At 59.3% G+C, this 17793-nt stretch carries 15 protein-coding genes; 7 read left to right on the top strand and 8 right to left on the bottom strand.

All coding sequences use genetic code 11. The features are described 5' to 3' along the window. Positions 1 to 78: 78 nt before the first annotated feature. Genes JN756_RS28610 through JN756_RS28600 form a run of 3 tightly spaced genes read right to left on the bottom strand, consistent with a single transcriptional unit; the run spans position 79 to position 3683 of the window. Positions 79 to 1299 carry an MFS transporter gene (locus JN756_RS28610; protein WP_201021588.1) on the bottom strand — a complete coding sequence of 407 codons (1221 nt, stop codon included), beginning with the start codon at positions 1297 to 1299 and terminating at the stop codon, positions 79 to 81. Further along, complete coding sequence (locus JN756_RS28605; protein WP_079444794.1) at positions 1296 to 2420, bottom strand: GNAT family N-acetyltransferase; 1125 nt, start codon at positions 2418 to 2420, stop codon at positions 1296 to 1298. Before JN756_RS28605 ends, JN756_RS28610 begins: the two co-directional genes overlap by 4 nt. A gap of 15 nt (positions 2421 to 2435) precedes the next feature. Continuing rightward, on the bottom strand, positions 2436 to 3683 hold the full coding sequence (locus JN756_RS28600) for an aminotransferase class I/II-fold pyridoxal phosphate-dependent enzyme (RefSeq protein WP_200806983.1): 1248 nt from the start codon (positions 3681 to 3683) through the stop codon (positions 2436 to 2438). Positions 3684 to 3900: 217 nt separating this feature from the next. Between JN756_RS28600 and JN756_RS28595 the strand changes: the two genes are divergently transcribed. The 7 genes from JN756_RS28595 (at position 3901) to JN756_RS28565 (ending at position 13526) form a co-directional block, all read left to right on the top strand. Continuing rightward, positions 3901 to 4599 (top strand): response regulator, encoded by a 699-nt coding sequence (locus tag JN756_RS28595; protein WP_046381909.1) that lies wholly within the window; start codon positions 3901 to 3903, stop codon positions 4597 to 4599. Further along, positions 4596 to 5771, top strand: a complete 1176-nt coding sequence (locus JN756_RS28590) for a sensor histidine kinase (protein WP_046381910.1) — start codon at positions 4596 to 4598, stop codon at positions 5769 to 5771. Before JN756_RS28595 ends, JN756_RS28590 begins: the two co-directional genes overlap by 4 nt. Before the next feature lie 146 nt (positions 5772 to 5917). Beyond that, positions 5918 to 6763: a MipA/OmpV family protein gene (locus JN756_RS28585; RefSeq protein WP_201021587.1), complete on the top strand. Its 846-nt coding sequence runs from the start codon at positions 5918 to 5920 to the stop codon at positions 6761 to 6763. A 342-nt stretch (positions 6764 to 7105) separates the two neighbouring features. Beyond that, entirely contained in the window at positions 7106 to 8578 is a 1473-nt protein-coding gene (locus tag JN756_RS28580; RefSeq protein ID WP_079444792.1) for an efflux transporter outer membrane subunit, read from the top strand. Between the two features lie 7 nt (positions 8579 to 8585). Beyond that, entirely contained in the window at positions 8586 to 9659 is a 1074-nt protein-coding gene (locus JN756_RS28575) for an HlyD family secretion protein (protein ID WP_046381912.1), read from the top strand. Further along, positions 9656 to 12391 carry a ribosome-associated ATPase/putative transporter RbbA gene (rbbA, locus tag JN756_RS28570; protein ID WP_201021586.1) on the top strand — a complete coding sequence of 912 codons (2736 nt, stop codon included), beginning with the start codon at positions 9656 to 9658 and terminating at the stop codon, positions 12389 to 12391. The genes JN756_RS28575 and rbbA overlap by 4 nt, the downstream gene beginning before the upstream one ends. A gap of 1 nt (position 12392) precedes the next feature. Further along, complete coding sequence (locus JN756_RS28565; protein ID WP_046381914.1) at positions 12393 to 13526, top strand: ABC transporter permease; 1134 nt, start codon at positions 12393 to 12395, stop codon at positions 13524 to 13526. Between the two features lie 334 nt (positions 13527 to 13860). Here the strand turns inward: JN756_RS28565 and JN756_RS28560 are convergent, their stop codons facing one another. From JN756_RS28560 to JN756_RS28540, 5 genes are all read right to left on the bottom strand, one after another. Further along, positions 13861 to 14634 carry a LexA family transcriptional regulator gene (locus JN756_RS28560; RefSeq protein WP_201021585.1) on the bottom strand — a complete coding sequence of 258 codons (774 nt, stop codon included), beginning with the start codon at positions 14632 to 14634 and terminating at the stop codon, positions 13861 to 13863. A 213-nt stretch (positions 14635 to 14847) separates the two neighbouring features. Then, positions 14848 to 15375 carry an inorganic diphosphatase gene (gene ppa / locus JN756_RS28555; protein WP_003176323.1) on the bottom strand — a complete coding sequence of 176 codons (528 nt, stop codon included), beginning with the start codon at positions 15373 to 15375 and terminating at the stop codon, positions 14848 to 14850. 107 nt (positions 15376 to 15482) lie between these two features. After that, positions 15483 to 16298 (bottom strand): M90 family metallopeptidase, encoded by an 816-nt coding sequence (locus JN756_RS28550; protein ID WP_057005939.1) that lies wholly within the window; start codon positions 16296 to 16298, stop codon positions 15483 to 15485. A 6-nt stretch (positions 16299 to 16304) separates the two neighbouring features. After that, positions 16305 to 16961 carry a DedA family protein gene (locus JN756_RS28545; protein ID WP_057005938.1) on the bottom strand — a complete coding sequence of 219 codons (657 nt, stop codon included), beginning with the start codon at positions 16959 to 16961 and terminating at the stop codon, positions 16305 to 16307. Positions 16962 to 17270: 309 nt separating this feature from the next. Continuing rightward, a complete protein-coding gene (locus tag JN756_RS28540) occupies positions 17271 to 17729 on the bottom strand; it encodes a GNAT family N-acetyltransferase (RefSeq protein WP_017848365.1) in 459 nt (152 codons plus the stop codon). Between the last annotated feature and the right edge of the window lie 64 nt (positions 17730 to 17793).

Below are 17793 nucleotides of genomic sequence, written 5' to 3'. Positions count from 1 at the left end.
TCCTAGAGAACTCCAGGAGCGGTATGAGGGTGTTCTTCAAAAGAGCGGGCGTCAGTGCTCTGCGTGATTAACGGTGTTCTATTCGAGCTCCACCTTTTTCAGGTGAAGCCAGGCTGTACTCACCTTCATCACAATGACCCCCAACAGCAGCAAGCCGGTGAGCGTCATGGCGAGCCCTTGCAGCAAGATGTTTGCCGGTACCTTATCGGCCACGACGCCTGTCAGCATGACCGAAACAAGAAAGGCCGCGCCTGTGCCGGTATCCAGCAATGCAATCACACGGGCATAGAAATCCCCAGCAACCTGCTGATAGATGCGCAACAGGCTCAGGGTAATGACCAGCCCCTCCGCCAGCCCCGTCACAGCCACCAACGGCAATGCCAAACCGAGGCTGTCGACTTTCGATACAACCCAGATAGAGGCACATATCAGGGTCAGACTGATCAACATCCATGCGCCATATTGCTGCCCGACACGGGGCCATGACGACAAAGTAAGTCCAGCCAGCATGCCGACACCATAGGCGCCGAACAGCAACCCGACATCGGCCGGTGGGCGCTCCAGCACCTGGACCACATAGACAAGCGCAAGAATCTCAAAACTGCCAAGGGCCAGCATCACCAGCATACTGGCCGTCATGGGCAGTATCAGGCTGGCTCCATAGCGTGAAACCGCCGTGCGCAAATCGCGCCAGATACCTACTTCATCGGCCTGCTCCCGCTTGACATGGGACGAGGGCAACAACACACACAAGACACTGGCGATGAGCAGCAGCACGCCAATTACCACAACCGCCACCCCATGCCCGTAGTGGCTGGCCAGCACGCCAGCCAACAGCGTACCGATGGCCATCCCTGACATGCGCGCGGCCATGATGATGGCGTTGGCAGCGGGTAGCCTATCTGCCGAAACCAGGCTGGGTAACAAGGCACTGGCACCCGGCACGAAGAACCGGTTGCATGTCGCCGCCAGGGCAGCAATGGCAAGGATCGGGATAAGCTGCCCACGCATCGCCGGCAGCAAGAGTGCCAGGATGATGAACAGACGCGCCACACAGGCCCAGACCAGTACCCGTTTGAGATCGGTGCGATCGGCCACTGCACCGGCCCATGCGCCGAACAGCAGCATCGGGATCAACTCGCATATGACCAGCAACATGATGTTGAACGCCGACTGGGTCAGATCGAATACCACGATCTGCAGCAGTACGATCAGCATCCAATCCGCCACCGAAATCACCCATTGCAGACCGGTCAAGAGCAAAAGACCGGCGCCATGTTTGTGTAGCAGCCGCTTCACCGCTGGTCTTCCACGGTCAGGTTTTCCTGCGCGAGCTTGTCCTGGTCGTGCTTGAGCACAAATCGATGCAGGATCATGCGAAGCAGTCGTCCGAGCCACTTGGGATTGGCTTGCATCCAGGCGTAACAGGCTTGCAGGCGACAGCCCATTTCGACTTTGCCCTGCTCGTTGGAAATACCAAAGTTAATGCTGCGCAGTCCTTTGCCGATGGCGTGGCGAACGATGTGGTAGCCCATTGCGCGGTGGATGGACAGGCGACTCGTTGCCTCCAGATCCACGCCGCAATAGGTGGATTCCAGATGGTCGCCCAGAACAAAACAGAGGTCGAACGCATCAATGCGTCCTTCCTTGCGCAGCAGCAACCACACCGCATGGTCGAGCTGGCTCATTTGCAGAAAGAAATCTTCGGTGACCATGATCTGGTCAGGCGAGTGATGTTTGCGATACAGCTGTAACCATAAGGCGTGCAAGCGCTGCGCTTCATCAGTCGACAGTGCCTGACCCTCGCGAATGTCGAGACAGTAGCCTGCCTTTTCAAGCGACCGCAGATCACGGCGTATGCTTTTGCGCTTGGGGTGCTGCTCCAGATACTGCTCAAAGTCTGTCCAGGGCAGCTCCAAATGCGCGCAGCTGTAGAGCTTGTCGAGCGCCTGCTTGTGGAGGTAGTCGGCTGTCGGAAAATCCCGCCCGACGAACAGTCGGACGCCGCGCTTGATTGACGCCCGCTCCAGCGCAGCCACCAGACCATATCGCAGGCTTATGGAATTCGCAGTGACCGCTAACATCAGCGGCAACCCCGTATTGACCGGCGTTCCCAGGGTTGTGACGCGCAATGACATCCCATATGGCAGATGAATCCGCCATAGGGTGGCTACAGCAGCGCCGACCAGTTCACCGTTTGAAATGGCCAGCGCATAAAGGTACTGGCATTCCAGGCCGCTGGCCTCCAGGGCAGCCATATACTCATGGCTGCAAAACTGATGAGGCTTGCACAGTTGATTCCAGGACGTTCGGTCAATCGTCGCAATCGAGTCCTTGATTTCAATATGTTCCGCCGCCCAAGTGGTGTCATTTGTGCTGGCCGGCAAGCCGACCCGCACCACCTGTTCCATGCGTGTCATATGCGACTTCCTGACCTAGTTCGCTGCCGCTAGCAGGCTCTCGCCCAATCGACTGGATGAATCATCGCAACCGAGCAGATTTTCCAGGCTTTGGGCAAACCTCTCGATTTCCGCGTCGGTGTGGTGCCGGTGCAGGATCAGCCGTATCAGTGCCTGATTGGGCTTGACCGCCGGATAGCGGAAGATCGGTACGCAGAAGCCTTGTTGCTCCAACTGCTCCCGAACTTGCTCGGCCTTGCTGTCCTTGCCGATCAACACGGAGGTGATGTAAGACGGTGTGCTATTGAGCTGCAGGCCACCGTCAAGCAATCGCAGGCGAAACGCCAGGCTTCTGCGCAGGAAGTCATCCATGATGGAAGGGTCGCGCTTGAGGCGCTCGATGATGGATGCCGCTGCGTCTGCCGTTGGCGGTTGAATGGCGGCTGTGAAGATCGACGTTCCACTCAGTACTTCAAAGGCGTCGATGTACTCCGCGTTGGCGCTGATCGCGCCGCCTTCCAGGCCTACTGATTTCGATAATGAGATCATGATGAAATCGGCGCGGCGAAGGTGCTGGAACTCTTCGTAGAAATTGCGCTGCGGCTCGCCATACACCATGAAGCCATTGGCGTCGTCGATATAGCTCAGGGCATTGAATCGTTCACACAGATCCAGGATCGTACCGATAGGCGCCACGCTCCCGTCGGAGGAGTAGACACTTTCGAAAACCACAATGGCCTTTCGATCTCCGATATTTTGCAGAACACGTTCAAGGTCGGCCACATCGTTATGCTTGAACGACAGCAGCGATTCGCCGTACTTAAGGTGCGCGGCGGCTTTCCAGAGACTCCAGTGGCAATCACGGTCAAAGATCAGCACGGCATCGCGGTTGTCAATGCCGCTGCTGGGGGAGAAATTGAACTTCGCTGTCATGGCATTGATGAAGCCAAGGTTGGCCAGCATGCCTGAGGCAAACGTGAGTGTTTTGTCTTTGCCATGATGCTCGCTGAGCAACGTTTCCAATCGGAAATGTGGCTCGCAGACACCCTGCGTCGCCCGCGACCCACCGGTGGAAAGCCCATAGCGTTTGACCGACTCACAGAACGCATCGAGCACTTGCGGGTCCTGTTGCCAGCCGAGGTAGTTGATCCCCGAAAAATTCACATACGGCAGGCCATTGCGCGTGATGCGCGAACCAGACATTCCTTCCATCAGGACCGGCTCGCGCAGGAACCCTTCTGACACCGACGACTCAACGAAGCGCTGAAAACCCCAGCGATCCACATTTGGTGATATTTCCATATGTCCCTCCTCTCATCCTGATTGCCAACACTTGATAGAACTTGACAAATTGCAAAAAATAAGCTTGTCGATTTTGTTTCAAGTGGTAGCGTTTAGTCGTCTCAACGATTTACGGCCGCATTCAGAAGCGCAATTATCGTTGCACCGAAATATCAAGTAACGATCAACAAGCCATCAAGATCGCATGAAGGAGTGACCTGTGAGTTTAGGACGAGTACTGATCGTCGAGGATGATTTCGATGGGGCTGAAGTACTGGAGGCCTATCTTGGCCGGGATGGATTCCAGACGCGACATGCAGCAGATGGCCATAAAGCCTTGGACTACCACGCGCGTTGGCGGCCGGATCTGGTGCTGCTGGACATCATGTTGCCGGGACTCAGCGGCAACGAGGTTTTGACTGCCATTCGCCAACACTCAGCGACCCCAGTCATTATGGTGACCGCTGTTGGGCACGAACCCAGCCGCATCAACTCCCTGCTGTACGGTGCTGATGACTATGTGGTCAAACCCTACAACCCAGGGGAAGTGGTTGCTCGCGTGCATGCGGTGCTGCGGCGTTGGCGTGGGGGTGGTCAGGGTCAGTCGACCTTGCTACGGCATAATCACTTGGTCATTGATTTGAATGCGGCACTGGCGACCATTGAAATCAATGGCACCAATCAACCCCTGGAGTTGACGCGCACCGAGTTCAATCTACTGTCCATGATGATGGCCGCGCCATCGCGCATGTACACACGTGCCGAGCTGCTCGCCAACTGCCTGCCCGAAAGTGATGCGATGGAGCGAGTGGTCGATGCCCACCTGTACAACCTGCGACGCAAGCTGGAGCGAGTAGGCATTCACGATGTCGTTCTGACGGTGCGGGGGCTGGGGTATCGCTTCAGCAATCCGGCATGAGCACGGCAAAGAACGGACTCTCCCGCCAACTCTGGTACTGGATCAGCCTGCGCATGATCGGCCTGGCACTGGCGGCCATGCTGGTGGTGGGGGCTGGCATGTGGTTACGCTTCTTCTCGTGGGAAACCAAACTGCGAAACGCACTGCCCGAGGCCGTGCGCCAGGAACTCAAGGTCCTGGAAGTCGACCATGCCGCCAATGCCGAGCGCCTGCGTGAAATCTATGGGCAATACCTCTATGGCGATTACTTCACGCCAGAGGTCCTCCGGGCGGATCTGCTGTGGTTCAGCGGGCTGGCGCTGATTGCGCTCCCCCTGATTATCGGCGGCGGCATCTGGGTCTCGTTGCGCCTGTCGCGCCAACTCAGCGCCGTTGCGATCTCGGCAATGCACATCGCTGGCGGAGACTTCCGGTCACGAGCAGGCAACGTGCGCGATGCCCCCGCAGCGCTGTATAGCTTGATGGCCGATTTCAACCACATGGCTGAGCGCCTGGAGCGGCAGGAGCGGGAATTACAGGCATCCAGCGCCGCCATCGCCCACGAGCTGCGCACGCCCCTCACCGCTGCCAAGGGGCGGCTACAGGGGCTGATCGATGGCGTATTCGAGGCCTCGCCGCAACAGTTGGTCATGATCATGCGACAGCTTGATCAGCTCAATCGGCTCATTGATGATCTGTACTTATTGTCGCTGGCCACAGCCGACCAGTTGCAGCTGATGCCCTCAAGCTTTGCACTCAAGTCCCTGATGGAAGAGCGAGTGGCTTGGGCGGCACCACGCTTGCAACAGCAACCGGTGAACATCGTCCTCGACTGTCCGGACGGTTTGATGTTGATCGCCGATCGCGACCGCTTAGGCCAGGTACTGTCGATCCTGCTCGACAATGCCCTGTGCTACGCAGCATCCGGGGGGTATCTGGCGCTGCGGGCCAGCAAGCGGCAAGACCGGGTGCTGCTCGACGTCGAGGATGCTGGCCCGGGCTTCGCGCCGGAGCATATCGAGCGCTCGTGCGACCGTTTCTGGCGTGCCGAACATTCGCGCTCTCGCCATGCAGGCGGCAGCGGGCTGGGGCTGTCGGTGGCAGTCGCTATCTGCCAAGCCCATAGTGGCAAGCTGAGTGTCCATAATCGTGCCGAGGGCGGCGGTCGCATCCATATCGAGTTGCCAGGCTGACTCAAGGCGAAGGCTGCGCCAGCCGAAAGCGGGCGCAGGCAAAACCTGGTCCGTTGTCCTTGACGAAGTCTTCACCGTTTCTTGGCGCGACCTTGAATCGAAGGCGGCTCACTACCGGGGTACTGAACCTCAAAGGATGAACCGCCATGAGCAAGCCCGTTTCTCGATACAAACACAAGCAACACATGACCAGCGCTGTCTCGGTTTTCATTACCGGCAGCCTCTGCTTGCTGATGCCGCTGAAAAGCCAGGCCCAGCAGCAAGTCGCTGACGTATCCACCCGCTTGTTTGGCGAAAAAACCGAGGTCACGGTGGGACTGGGTGCCGCCTATACCCCTCGCTATCTGGGCGCAAAACAATCGCGAGCCATGCTGGTGCCGACACTGAGTATTTATCGCGGCATTTTCTTTGCCGATTCCATGCGCGGCCTTGGCGCGGAATACCTGACTCAGAGCGGGTTTTACTCCAGCGTGGCAATCGGCTACGACTTTGGCCGTACTGATGAAGACAGCGTTTGGCGCCCTGGCTCCAAGCGACTCCAGGGGATGGGTGAAGTCACAGGCGCGACCACTGCCACGTTTCAGCTGGCACAGGATCTGACCTCCTGGCTGTCGATCAAGGGTGAAGCAGAGCTGCGCGTTGCTGGTTATAAGCGTGGTAATCGTTACCGGTTGGGCCTGGAAAGCACCGTACTGAAAACGGCAGGTGATGTGATTACCCTTGGCATGAACGTGCATGCCGGGGATAAGCGCTACAACCGCACCTACTTCGGGGTGAGCGATGCCCAGGCTTCCCGGTTCTCTCGTTTCGATGCCGACTCCGGCGTCTATGCCTACTCGTTGTCAGCGGACTGGCAACATAAATTCAATCAGCATTGGGCGATGTTGGTCGGGTTGAATGTCATGGAGTTCCGCGAAGAGGCGAACAAAAGTCCTGTGGTGGAAGAAAAAACCGGCGTCACCAGTTTTGCCTCATTGCACTATTCATTCTGAGGCGAATAGACATCCACCGTGCGCTTACGTAGACAGCTCATCCCGGCGCGGAGGCCAGGGTGCCGGAAACTGATTTGGTTGGCCTGCACCGTGGCGGCAGTCTTGTTATTGGTGGCGGGCGCTTGGCTGCTCATGAGCGAGCCGCCCATTTCAGTGCTGACGACACCGCTACAGCCTCCAAAATAATCTCAGACGCTCAAGGCAAGGTTGCGCCGTGGGCGTCTGTTCCGCAGACCGGTATTTGGCCGCACTTGATGAAATCTTGATTAAACCTTGAAAGACGATTGACGCGTGAAGAGCACACTTCCCTCCATGCCTCCTCTGGATCGGAAACTTCACACCATGTCACGACAGTGCAATGCAGCATTTGTGGTGGTGCTGCTATCAGGCTGCACTACGCTAATACCGCCGTATACAACCCCCGACAACAGCACCTTGCCTGCGCATTACCAGCAAGGGAGCGGTAAAAAATCCGAGGATGCCGCACTAACCTCGGCGGCCGATAAAACCTGGCAGAGCTATTTCCCCGATCCTCATCTACAGGCTTTGATCCGCCAGGCGCTGCTTCACAACCACGACCTGCGCAGTGCCGCTTTGCGGGTTCGGCAAGCACAGGCGGCCTACCGCATCGAGCGCAGCGCCCTGACGCCCACGGTTGCCCTGGGAGTCGATGCGAAACGCTCGCGCACGCCTGCAGATCTGACGGAAATCGGTCAGACCTCGACGGGCAACGAATTCAAGGCAGGTGTGGGTATCAGCAGTTGGGAGATCGACTTCTGGGGACGTATCACCAGCCTGAACGAAGAAGCCTTGCAGCAATTCCTGGCGACCCAGGCCGGGCATCAGGCAGTGACGATCAGCCTGGTGGCGCAGGTGGCCGACGCCTGGATTAGCCTTCGCGAGCTGGATAAGCGCCTGCACCTGGCTAATGTCGCTCAGGCCAACCAGAGCGAATCGCTGCGCATCTTCACACGTCGGTTCGAGATGGGGTCAGTGACCAAGCTGGAACTGACCCAGGTGCAGACGCTGCTGACCCAGGCCGAGGCATTGACGCTGCAACTGCAACAGCAACGTGACCTGCAACACAATGCCGTGAATCTGCTGGTCGGACAGGTTGACCTCGTCGATGCCAACTACAGGCCTGTCGCCGATCAGACCCTGGTCCAGCCCCTGGATGCCGGCCTGCCATCCGACCTGCTGATCAACCGCCCGGACATCGTCGCAGCAGAGCATCGCCTGCGTGCCGCCAATGCCCATATCGGCGCGGCCCGCGCGGCCTTCTTCCCGCGCATTAGCTTGACCGCTTTCGGCGGCCTGGCCAGCGCAGAACTGAGTGACTTATTCAGCGCAAGCAGCCGTGCCTGGAACTTCGCGCCAAGCCTGTCGTTGCCGGTCTTCGATGGCGGACTGAACCAGGCCAACCTGGATTTGGCGAATGTGCGCAAACACCTTGCCGTCGTTGAGTACGAGCAAACCATCCAGAGCGCCTTTCGCGACGTAGCGGATGCCCTGGCCAACCAGCACTGGCTGCAACAGCAACTATCAGTGCAGCAGCAAGCCGTCGAGATCCAGGAGGAACGCAGTCGGCTGGCGCTCCTGAGCCATGACCGTGGCCGCTCCAGTTTCCTGGAGGTGCTTGACGCCGAACGTGATCGTCTGCAGGCCCAGCAACAAGAGGTACAAGCGCAACACGCACTGCTACGCAACCGGGTGGCGCTGTATGCCGCACTGGGTGGCGGCTCACGGCATGTGCCGAACGCCCCGTTACTCGACCAGCCGTCATCCACCCTGTTTTCAGATATTGCAGAGGAATAACCCAGCCATGAGCGCCTCCATCAAGAAGAAAATCACCGCAGTTGCCATCGTGGCGGCCATTGCCGGTGCGACCTGGATCGGCTGGGACTGGTTCGATCAACGCGCTGTGCCGGACGGTCTGATGGTCAGCAATGGACGCATTGAAGCCACGGAGGTGGACGTGGCCGCCAAATTTAGTGGGCGCGTCGCGCAGATCCTGGCCGATGAAGGTGACGAGGTGCAGGCTGGGCAGGTGTTGGCACACATGCATATCGATTCGCTGCTGGCCCAGATGCGCGAGGCCCAGGCGCAATTGCAGCGGGCAGAACATGCCGTGAAGGCCACTCAGGCGCAGGTGAGCATGCGCCGCAGCGAGCAGGCCGCCGCCGAGGCTGTCGTGGTTCAGCGCCATACGGAACTGAATGCCGCCCAGCGTCGACTGGTACGCACCGAGGTATTGGTCAAGGACGGCGCCACAACAGGCCAGGAGTTGGACGATGACCGCGCCAGAGTGGCGAATACCGGCGCTGCGCTCAATGCCGCGCGCGCGCAGGCTAACGCCGCCAGATCGGCCATCGAAGCCAGCGACGCCGAAGTCACCGGCGCAACATCGACCGTCGCGGCAGCGCAGGCCACGGTCGAGCGCATCCAGTCCGAGTTGGACGACAGCACTCTCAAGGCCCCGCGCAGTGGCCGCGTGCAGTATCGCCTGGCCCAGCCCGGCGAAATGCTCAGCGATGGCGGCAAGGTGCTTAACCTGATCGACCTGTCAGATGTCTACATGAGCTTCTTCTTGCCCACCGAAGCCGCCGGGCAAGTGGCCCTGGGCAGTGAAGTGCGCGTCGTGCTGGACACCGCGCCGCACTTGCCGATACCCGCCACGGTCACCTTTGTCTCGCGCCAGGCCCAGTTCACCCCCAAATTCGTGGAGACAGCCAATGAGCGGCAGAAGCTGATGTTCCGGGTCAAGGCTCGGATCGACAAAGCATTGCTGAGCAAGTACCAGGATTATGTAAAGTCCGGCCTGCCCGGCGTTGCCTGGATCAGGACCGATCCTCAGGCCCAATGGCCTGAAGCCTTGCAGCTTAGGGACTTGCCATGAACAGCCTCGCTGAGCCCGTGGTTCGCCTGCGGGACGTAAGCCTGCACTACGGCAAGACCCAGGCGCTGTCGGGCATCACCCAGGACATCCCTGGCGGTTGCATGGTAGGGCTGATCGGCCCGGATGGCGTAGGGAAGTCCAGTCTGCTGTCGTTGCTCTCCGGCGCGCGTCGGGTACAGCAAGGCACAGTAGAGGTGCTGGGCGCCGACATCGCCAGCAAGGCCCACCGCGACCAGATCTGCCCGCGTATTGCCTACATGCCCCAAGGCCTGGGGAAGAACCTGTACCCCACACTGTCAGTGGAAGAAAACCTGCAGTTCATCGCACGGTTGTTCAGTCAAAACGCCAGCGAACGGCGCCGACGCATCGACGATTTGACCCGTAGCACCGGCATGTATCCATTTCTTGCGCGACCCGCCGGGAAGCTTTCGGGAGGCATGAAGCAGAAACTGAGCCTGTGCTGCGCTCTGATCCATGATCCCGACCTGCTGATCCTCGACGAACCCACTACGGGTGTCGATCCGCTGGCGCGCGCGCAGTTCTGGGAACTGATCGCCCGTATCCGTCGCCAGCGAGTCGGCATGAGCGTGATCGTCGCCACCGCCTACATGGATGAAGCTCAAGGCTTTGACTGGCTGGCAGTCATGGATGAAGGTCGGGTGCGGGCCACCGGCACGCCTGCCGAACTGCTCGCACGCACCCATTGCGATTCGTTGGAATCGGCCTTCATCAGTTTGCTGCCGGACGAGAAAAAGCAAGACCATGAGCCCGTGGTCATTCCTCCCTTGCAGACCGACCCGGATGATATCGCCATCCAAGCCCAGGGGCTGACAATGCGCTTCGGCGACTTCACGGCCGTGGATCACGTGAGCTTTCGCATCCGTCGCGGAGAAATCTTCGGGTTTCTCGGCTCCAACGGCTGCGGCAAGAGCACTACGATGAAAATGCTCACCGGCCTGCTACCCGCCAGCGAAGGCCGTGCCTGGCTGTTCGGCAAGGAGATCGACTCTCACGACCTTGCCACACGCAGTCGCGTAGGCTACATGTCGCAATCGTTCTCGCTCTATAACGAATTGACGGTAAAGCAGAACCTGGTCCTGCATGCCAAACTATTCCATGTGCCCGCCACAGAGATCGACGCTCGCGTGCAGCAAATGGCCGGGCGTTTTGAATTGCTGGACGTCATGGATAGCCTGCCGCCTAGCATCCCCATGGGCATGCGCCAGCGCCTATCGCTGGCCGTGGCGATGGTTCACAAGCCCGAACTGCTTATTCTGGACGAGCCGACTTCGGGCGTCGATCCGGTGGCGCGCGACAAGTTCTGGCGCTTGTTGGTGCAACTGTCGCGGCGCGACCACGTGACCATCTTCATCTCCACCCACTTCATGAACGAGGCCGAGCGCTGCGACCGCATGTCGATGATGCATGCGGGCAAGGTACTCGACAGTGATGCGCCAAAGCAGTTGGTGGAAAAACGCGGTGCCGCCAGCCTGGAAGAGGCCTTTATCGGTTATCTGATCGAGGCCGATAACAATGCCGCGCATGTGCCGGATGAGAGCGCTCCCACACAGCACGGCACGGCCGCAACAGCAGCCGAACAGGCTCAGTCGTTCAGCCTGCAGCGTCTACTCAGCTACGCCTGGCGCGAGTCGCTGGAACTGCGGCGCGATCCGGTACGCGCCACACTGGCGCTACTGGGATCGCTGCTGCTGATGTTTGTTATCGGCTATGGCATCAGCACTGACGTCAATGACCTGCGCTACGCCGTGCTTGACCGTGATCAGACCGGCCTGAGCCATGACTACACCCTGGCGCTCTCCGGTTCGCCGTATTTTCTTGAGCGCCCGCCGTTGCACAGTTACGCAGAGCTGGACCGACGCATGCAGACCGGCGAACTGAGTCTGGTCATCGAGATCCCGTCCGGCTTTGCCCGCGACGCGACGCTGGGGCACAACGCCCAGGTCGGTGCCTGGATCAACGGCGCCATGCCCAGCCGCGCCGAAACCGTGCAAGGCTATGTGCAGGGCATGCACCTGCTCTGGCTCACGCAAAAATCCCAGCGATTGAACGGCAAAACCTACACCAACCCGGTCGAAGTGCAGACGCGCTTTCGCTACAACCCGGACATCAAGAGCCTGCCCGCCATCGTCCCGGCGGTGGTGCCATTGCTGCTGTTGATGCTGCCGGCGATGCTGACCGCGCTAGCCGTGGTGCGCGAGAAGGAACTGGGCGCGATCATCAACTTCTACGTCACCCCTGTCACCCGCACCGAGTTCCTGCTTGGCAAGCAACTGCCCTATGTGGCGCTGGGAATGCTGAACTTCCTGTTGATGAGCGTGCTGGCGGTGACCGTACTGGACGTGCCCATGAAGGGCAGCTTTGCCACCCTGGCGCTGGCCACCCTGGTGTTTCTGGTGATCTCCACCGGCATGGGGCTGGTCGCATCGGCCGTCACGCGCAGTCAGATCGCCGCGATGTTCGCTGCGCTGATCGGCACGCTGGTGCCTGCCACCCAGTTCGCCGGGCTGACTACACCCGTTTCCTCGTTGGAGGGCATTGGCAAGCTGATCGGCGAAGCCTACCCGGCCACCCACATGTTTCTCATCAGCCGTGGCGTATTCGCGAAGGCTTTGGGGCTGGCTGATCTGCAGCAGTCCTTCATTGCTTTGTTGGTGGCCCTACCGCTGGTGATGGGTCTGGCGATTGCGATGCTGCACAAACAGGAGCGCTGAGATGAAACGCACTTTTTCCAATATCTGGCAACTGGGCGTCAAGGAGCTTCGCAGTCTGTGGCGCGATCCGGTCATGCTGCTGCTGATCGTCTTCAGCTTCACGGCGATGGTCTACACGGCCGCCTCGGCCATTCCAGATACCCTGAACAACGCACCGATCGCCTTCGTCGACGAAGATGATTCGCCCCTGTCGCAGCGCATCGCCACCGCTTTCTACCCGCCTCAGTTCACGCAACCAGAGCACATCAGTGTTGCCGAGATGGACGCCGGTCTGGACTCCGGCCGCTATACCTTCGTGCTGTACATGCCGCCCAACCTGCAGCGCGATGTTCTGGCGGGTCGTCCCGCGCAGGTGCAGCTCAACGTCGATGCCACACGCATGGATCAAGCCTTCAGCGGCAGCGCCTATGTCGAGCAGATCGTTACCGATGAGGTCAAGACCTTCGTGCAGCGTTATCGCGGCAATTCGGCCCCGTCGGTGGAACTGGCGCTGCGCGCACGTTTCAACCCGGCGTTGGACAAGACTTGGTTCAGCAGCCTGCTGCAGATCATCGACAACATCACCATGCTGGCGATCATTCTGACCGGAGCCGCGCTGATCCGCGAACGTGAGCACGGCACTATCGAACACCTGTTGGTGATGCCGGTCACCCCCACGCAGATCATGCTGGCCAAGGTCCTGGCGATGGGCACGGTGGTGCTGGTGGCGGCGGCGTTGTCGTTGCAGTTCGTGGTACGCGGGTTGCTCGCCGTACCCATCGAAGGCTCGATCTGGCTGTTTCTGGTCGGCGCCGCGCTGAGCTTGTTCGCCAACACCGCCCTGGGCATCTATCTGGCCACCGTGGCCCGCAGCATGCCGCAGTTCGGCCTGTTGCTGATGCTGGTGCTGTTGCCGTTGATCCTGCTCTCCGGCGGCGCCACTCCGCGCGAAAGCATGCCCACGCTGGTGCAGTACCTGATGCTGGCCGCACCCACCACCCACTTGGTGCAGTTGGGAGAAGGCGTGCTGTACCGCGGCGCGGGGCTGGACGTGGTGTGGGTTCAACTTCTTGCGCTACTACTCATCGGCAGCGTGCTGTTCGCACTTTCGTTGCAGCGTTTTCGCCGGATGCTTGCGCAGATGGATGGAGGCTGATCCTCGCCCATCACATCGCCGGATGAGGTTAGGTGGCGTTAAACCCCATTGGACAGAGAAATACCTTATGGCCTCTGAATAGAGACGCTATCAGTTGATTTCTCGAATGGATAGGCTTGTTTCGGACAATTAAAAAGCCGGCTTGTGGCCGGCTTCTCGGGGACCGCCTCAGCTTGTTTTTGACAAACCTCACCAGCCTTCAAATCGCTCAGCCAACATCGCGTCTGGCTGAATAGTCGGGGCATCCGCGGGAGTTTTTCCGCATCGCCTGGCAGGGTGAATGGCCTAAAACCAGCCCCTGCCAAATGTGCGGCGCATGATACCCATATTCACCTCAGTTGCCCACCTCCGTATCCGATTTAGAGCCTTCCCAGCCCAGCAGGTGTTCATCCAGCGGCACGGGTGGGCGGCGGTTGTTGAGGGTGGACCACCAGAACACCCAGCCGACGATCTGGAAGTTCTGTTCGAAGCGCTGATCGAAGGTCAGGTATTCGTCGGGGTGTTCGCCGGCGTTGTGGCTGCGCATGCGCAGGCCGCCGCCGGGGCGGTTGTAGAGGTATTTGATGCGCAGCATGTCGTCGTGTTCGACGGCGTAGATTTCGCCGTCGATGATTTGAGTGCGGCCGCGGTCGATGGCGAGCGTGGCGCCTTGTTGGATGATGTCGACCATGCTGTTATCGACCATGTAGGCGCCGAGGGCGCGGTCGGGGTTTACGTTTAAGGTCTCGAGGGTGTGACGGGAGAGGCGGATGCGTTCGGTTGAGGTGAAGGACGGATGGAGGGCGATCTCCACATCGATTGTTTCCGGGGAACGGGCGGGGCCTGTGAGGTATTTGCCGCTTTCTTCGCGGGTGGGCAATGCTTTCCTTGCATCTTGAGCGTCCAACAGGAAGTTGGCCGGTGGGTGTTTAGGGCCTACACCGGCGTGCAGCCAGCGGCTGGAGACGCACAGCAGTTCTGCGATTTCGTTGAGTCGGCCCATGGGAACACCGCGTTTGAACCAGTTGTTCACGTGCTGAGGCGTGACGCCGCGGTTCTTGGCGAAGTCGGAAGCGGAAAGATGAACTTCCCGTAATAGCGCTTTTAAGCGATCACCTGATGTATTCATAAACGCTGAGTTTACTGGCCGGGAAAATAGATCAAATAAACTATGCGTTCAATTGCCGGTGTAGGTTTTTACTTAGTTGTAGCCTGATCTTTCGTTGGTGCTGCTTAGTTCAACATAGAGTGTTAATAATTGAACTTGGTGTTTAAATTTTTCCACAAAAAAAGCCCCGAATGATCGGGGCTTTTTGATTGCCGCAGCAATGAGGAGCCGGTATCAGCCTTTGTAGGCGGCGACCGACTTCATGATCTCGGCGCGGGCGGCATCTGCGTTGCCCCAACCGTCGATCTTCACCCATTTGCCTTTTTCGAGGTCTTTGTAGTTCTCGAAGAAGTGCTTGATCTGTTCCAGCAGCAGTGGCGGCAGATCGGTGTATTCCTTCACGTCCACGTACAGCTGGGACAGCTTGTCGTGGGGTACTGCGATGACTTTGGCATCGCCGCCGCCGTCGTCGGTCATGTTCAGGATGCCGACTGGACGCGCGCGGATAACCGAGCCTGGAGTAACCGGGTAAGGGGTTACGACCAGCACGTCGAGGGGGTCTCCGTCGTCAGCCAGGGTGTTGGGGATGAAACCGTAGTTGGCCGGGTAGAACATCGGGGTGGCCATGAACCGGTCAACGAACAGGCAGTCGCTGTCTTTGTCGATTTCGTATTTGATCGGCGCGTGGTTGGCCGGAATCTCGATGGCGACGTAGATGTCGTTCGGCAGGTCTTTGCCAGCCGGAATCTTGCTGTAGCTCATTGGGCGTTGCCCCCGTAGTTGGCCATGTACATGGCCGGATTGGCCTAAAAGTGGCGGCGATTATAGGCATATTCTGACGCCGATGCCATGCACCAGACGTCGTACAGTCATTCGCCTTGTGGCTGATAACGCGGGTCGTGCGCTTGCAGCTGCGCGAGGCGGGCCAGAGGGTCCTGGCGGTAAAAATGACTGAGTTGGGCGTACACCTGTGGATAACTTTCCACCAATAAATCTGGCGCACTGAAAAAATATTCGCTGGTGACCGCGAAAAATTCCGCCGGGTTTTCGGCGGCGTAGGGGTCGATGGCGGTTTCGGCGTCGGGGTTGGCGTCCAACTGGCGGTTAAGCTCATCGTAGGCGCCTTGCATCACGCGGGCCCAGTCTTGCACGCGCATGTCGTGGTGCAGGGGCGGCAGGCCGTTGGCGTCGCCGTTGAGCATGTCGAGCTTGTGCGCCAGTTCGTGGATCACCAGGTTGTAGCCTTCCCAGTTGCCGCTGGCCAGCACGCCGGGCCAGGCGAGGATCACCGGGCCTTGTTGCCAGGCTTCGCCGCTGTGCTCGCCGTCCCACTCGTGCTCGACGCCACTGGCATCGCGATGACGTTGCGGGCTGAGGAAGTCGTCGGGGTACAGCACGATCTCGTGGAAGCCCTGATACCAGTCGAGGTCGCCGAGGTTCATCAGTGGCAGTTGCGCCTGGGCAGCGAGCAGCAGGCGTTGTTCCTGGTGCAGCTCGACGCCGGGCAGGGCGGTGAGGTGTTTTTCGGCGAGAAACACCACGCAGGCTTCGCGCAGCCACTGGTCTTGCTCGGCGCTGATGCCGTCGAGGAAGGTCAGGTGCTCGCGCACCCGCTGCCAAGTGTCATCGGCAATCGGATGCTTGGCCAGCAGGCGCCGGCGACGCCAGGCGCTGAGGGACCACATCGCAGGTTACTGCGGCTTGGCTTCGGAAGACGCGCGACCAAAGCGGCTGCGGAACACGCTGATGATCATCGGCACCAGCGACAGCAGGATGATGAACACCACCAGCAGCGAGAGGTTTTTCTTGATGAACGGCACGTTGCCGAAGAAGTAGCCCAGGGTTACCAGGCCGCCGACCCAGAAGACGGTGCCCAGCACGCTGAAGCCGAAGAAGCGCGGGTAGGGCATTTTCGCGATACCGGCGACGAACGGCGCAAAGGTGCGCAGGATCGGCAGGAAGCGCGCCAGGGTCACGGTTTTGCCGCCGTGCTTGTCGTAGAAGTCGTGGGTTTTTTGCAGGTAGTCGCGGCGGAAGATTTTCGAGTTCGGGTTGCTGAACAGGCGTTCGCCGGCTGTTCGCCCGATCACGTAGTTGGTGCTGTCGCCGAGGATCGCCGCCAACATCAATAGACCGGCGAGCAAGACCGGGTCCATGCCGCCACCCGCCGCCACCGCGCCGGCAATGAACAGTAATGAATCACCCGGCAGGAACGGCATGACCACCAGGCCAGTTTCGCAAAAGATTACAAGGAACAGAATGGCGTAGATCCACAGACCGTAATTTTTTACCAGCAGGTCGAGGTAGACGTCGAGATGCAGGATAAGGTCAAGCGGGTTGAAATCCATGGATGGCACCTGTGTGAATGGCCCGACTCAGCAGGCCTGTGCGGAGGCTCGGGTAATAAGGCTACAAGTATTTGTCGCGCTTCTTACAACCCTGAAAGGTCGGCATTATACGGATTGAGAAGTGAAAAGAGTGTGTGGGTTTTGTAGCGGGGGATGTCATGGCACTCTGCTCCCAGAGCACCACCGAACCAAATGTGGGAGGGGGCTTGCCCCCGATGGGCGCGTGTCAGTTATAAATAGTCTGACGGGTCCACGGCTATCGGGAGCAAGCTCCTCCCACAGGAATTTTGGGGGGCTTGGGGGATGGGGTCAGTCTTCGCTGATCGGCAACACGTAGTTCTTGAACTCGCTGTCTTCGCGAAAACCCATCGACTCATACGTCTTCTGCGCCACGTTATTGTTGCTGCTGGTCGACACCCGCAGCCGCACTGCATGGGTTTCCTTGGCCATCTTCTTCGCCGCGCGCATCAGGTTGTCCGCCACCAGTTGCCGGCGCGCGTCTTCGGCGACATAGATGTCGTTGAGGATCCACACCCGTTTGAGCGACAACGAAGAAAAGCTCGGGTACAGCTGACAGAACCCGAGCAAGCGCTTGTCGTCGTCATCGGCCAGGGCCAGGTAGATCACCGATTCCTTGCGGCGCAGGCGTTTTTCCAGGAAGGCCCGCGAAGAGTCCGGGAACGGCAGCGCCCCGTAGAACTCGCGGTATTTGACGAATAACGGGGTCAACAGGTCCAGGTGTTCCAGGGTCGCTTGAGTGATCCGCATGCCAGGCCTCAACTTCCAGATGGTATATGACCACGCGAGCGGCCGTGACTCGATGCTGCCTAAA

This window comes from Pseudomonas sp. Y39-6, from assembly GCF_023651955.1.
Lineage (GTDB): Bacteria > Pseudomonadota > Gammaproteobacteria > Pseudomonadales > Pseudomonadaceae > Aquipseudomonas > Aquipseudomonas veronii.
The sequence above is the reverse complement of the archived record's forward strand: the minus strand, read 5'-3'. Positions and strand labels throughout refer to the sequence as shown.